Annotated in this window: 3 protein-coding genes and 2 pseudogenes; 2 read left to right on the plus strand and 3 right to left on the minus strand. The window is 55.9% G+C overall.

The genetic code is table 11. The features are described 5' to 3' along the window. Positions 1-92 precede the first annotated feature (92 nt). Positions 93-275, minus strand: a complete 183-nt coding sequence (locus tag NKJ94_RS37135; RefSeq protein WP_352532713.1) for a hypothetical protein — start codon at positions 273-275, stop codon at positions 93-95. Positions 276-281: 6 nt separating this feature from the next. Here NKJ94_RS37135 and NKJ94_RS37140 point away from each other — a divergent pair. Beyond that, positions 282-692: pseudogene (locus NKJ94_RS37140) on the plus strand (beta-galactosidase); the annotation flags it as partial. Between the two features lie 115 nt (positions 693-807). Here NKJ94_RS37140 and NKJ94_RS37145 read toward each other — a convergent pair. After that, positions 808-1,842, minus strand: coding sequence for a LacI family DNA-binding transcriptional regulator (locus tag NKJ94_RS37145; protein WP_352532715.1), 1,035 nt, complete (start codon positions 1,840-1,842; stop codon positions 808-810). 173 nt (positions 1,843-2,015) lie between these two features. Here NKJ94_RS37145 and NKJ94_RS37150 point away from each other — a divergent pair, with 173 nt between their 5' ends. Then, on the plus strand, positions 2,016-2,273 hold the full coding sequence (locus NKJ94_RS37150) for a hypothetical protein (protein WP_352532717.1): 258 nt from the start codon (positions 2,016-2,018) through the stop codon (positions 2,271-2,273). 21 nt (positions 2,274-2,294) lie between these two features. Here NKJ94_RS37150 and NKJ94_RS37155 read toward each other — a convergent pair. Beyond that, positions 2,295-2,429, minus strand: a pseudogene (locus NKJ94_RS37155) (IS5/IS1182 family transposase); the annotation flags it as partial. Between the last annotated feature and the right edge of the window lie 101 nt (positions 2,430-2,530).

The raw sequence follows: 2,530 nt of genomic DNA on the forward strand, positions 1-2,530 counted from the left end.
TTTGCTGTCCGTCGGATATGGGTCGCGCCAGTGGCGCCTTTGTCGGCGATTGAAACCGAGCCGTCAGTGCCGGCCCGGCCTCACGTCCGCAGCTAGGACCAGTGCCAAGTGGCCACGTCCCAGGAATCGATGCGCACGTTGATGTTCGGCTCGACGCCCTCGACACCGGATTTGTGTCCGCGGACCGTCGCATATTGGAACATCGGCAGGAATGGCAGATCGTTGCGCACGGTCTCCTGGATTTTCAGGTAGGCCTGCTTGCGCTTCTCCGGCACGAATTGACGCGGCTGGAGTTCCAGAAATTCCTGCAGCACAAATACGGCGCGATCGACGCACTGAACTTCGCCTGGGGTGGCCATTTCTGGGCGACGGCCTATGACGATTTCTCGCAGATCGAGCTGCCGCGGCCGCTTATGCCGTCCTATCCGAGCCCCGGGCATGTACAGGACTACCACCGGTTCCTAGCTGGGGCGACGGCGGCTTTTCAACACGACCAGGTCCAGATCCTGCGCGCTACCAATCCGGGCTGGTTCATCTTCCACAATCTTGGGCAACTCGCCGATATCGATTTTCGTGGGCCGTTCGGTCAGGACCTCGATTTCGGCTTCGACATCTTTCCGATGCTGTAGGACGAGATGCGGCGCACCGGCGGACATGCGGCCACACAGGCGCTGCACCTCGATATCTGCCGCACATGACGATCTTGATGTCGGAGTTTGCGCGACGCTGGAAAATATTCCACAGCAATTTCAATAGGTTATATGTTATTTAAACAATCGAGTGGGCGACCCCTAGCTGACATTTGCGTCAGATATTCTCCGGCGTGACTATTTCGAAAGGTATGGACCGCTGAAGAGTAGCTAACGGCGCCTGTGGTCCAATGACATCAATCATTGTCTGTACAAGAAGGGCCGAAGTGGCTTCAAGGGGGTGGCAGAGAGCTGCTGTGATCAAGCCCTCGGACAGTCCTTTTCGGGTTTCGGGGCCAATGTCACGACATACCACCTTGATACCCGCTCGCCTCTCTGAGGACACCTCCCTCAAAGCACGAAGTACACCGGTAATTCCGCCACCGACGATCAGAATTCCCACAAGATCGTCATTCGTCTTAAGCAACTCGGCCACCATTCGATAAGCCTCGTTCGATTCCTCGTGGGTTGGGCGGCTTTCCTCCACTGTGAGCCGCGGAGCGTGTTCGCGCAAATACGAACGGAAACTGGCGTCTGAGACGTCCTGGCATTGATACCGATGGTTTCCTATGAAAACCGCAATGCGACCCGGTCCTTGAGTGGTTTGGGCGATCAGGAAGGCCGCCGTGCGACCCAGCTTCCAATTGTCTGTGCCAACATAAGCTGCACGTTCCGGTGCGGATTGATCCGTAATGTAAGAAACAATCGGTCTTCCCACTTCCTTCAGTGAGCGGATCGCCTGGCCAATAATTGGGTGATCTGCCGCGACCACCGCAACGGCGTCGCATGAATCGCCGAGCGCAATCAGCCGGCTCGCGATTGTCTCGGGTGTCAGCAGATCCACGAAGTCGACTACTGGATCGATGACCTCATCCCGACGCTCACGACAGGCGGCAATAATCTTCTTCCCGAACAACTGATAGAGGTCGCGGGTCGACTGCTGAAGCAGGAAGCCTAGTCGGTAATGTGGAGATATCTTACGAGCCCGATCATCAATGGCTCCGATTCCGTAAAACCCAATCTCTTCCGCTGCGCTTTGAACGCGTTGGACGGTTTTCGGGCGAACTGAAACGGTGCCACTCAGAATTCTGTTCACAGTCGCCACCGAAACGCCTGCCGCGGTAGCGAGATCGTGGATTGTCGGCCGCTTCATGAACGTCATCCTGACAATATCATAGTGACTGATATTAAATGACACAAATGTCACTTTGATACTATTTTCGTCTTCTGGAAATATCAAGCCTCCGATATGAATCGTGCCCAGTTGAGGGGCCGATCTTGTGAAGAGCCCAATGGGGTATAGCCCTGCGGGGAGGCGCTGTTACGATGGATGACCTTCAGTATGGAACACGCGACAAACGCGGCAATTGGGTGCCGCACCGCCGCGCCGAGCCGGCGCCGCTGTGGCATCGTCCGTTCAGTGCAAAAAAGGTGGTGGCCTGGATTCCGGAATTTCTTTGGCCGTGGAATGCCTTTCATCTTGCGACGGCACTCATTTGGGTAAACCTGCTGATCCCGAGCTGGCACAGCCTGGCGAACTTTTCCTTGCTCAATTATTTTTGGCTATACGGCCTCAGAGCCTGAATCAAAAAGAGTGTTTTGATATCAACTTCTTGCGAGCCTGCGGGTGAGCAGGCGAATGTGAGCGACGTATATCCAGGCTTCTGCGGAAGCGAGGGATTTCTCCCAGTCCTTGGCCAGCCTGCGGCATCGCCCCAGCCATGCGAATGTGCGCTCCACGAACGTCTGTACAATGTTGCGTGGAACTGGTCATTTTGCTTGGTGATTTTGGGCCGGCTGGGCCATCGAGCGGGGGAACCCGGAAGATGATCTCGATGTGG

The sequence above is a fragment of the Mesorhizobium sp. M0060 genome, from assembly GCF_040323155.1.
In the GTDB taxonomy this organism is placed as follows: Bacteria; Pseudomonadota; Alphaproteobacteria; order Rhizobiales; family Rhizobiaceae; genus Mesorhizobium.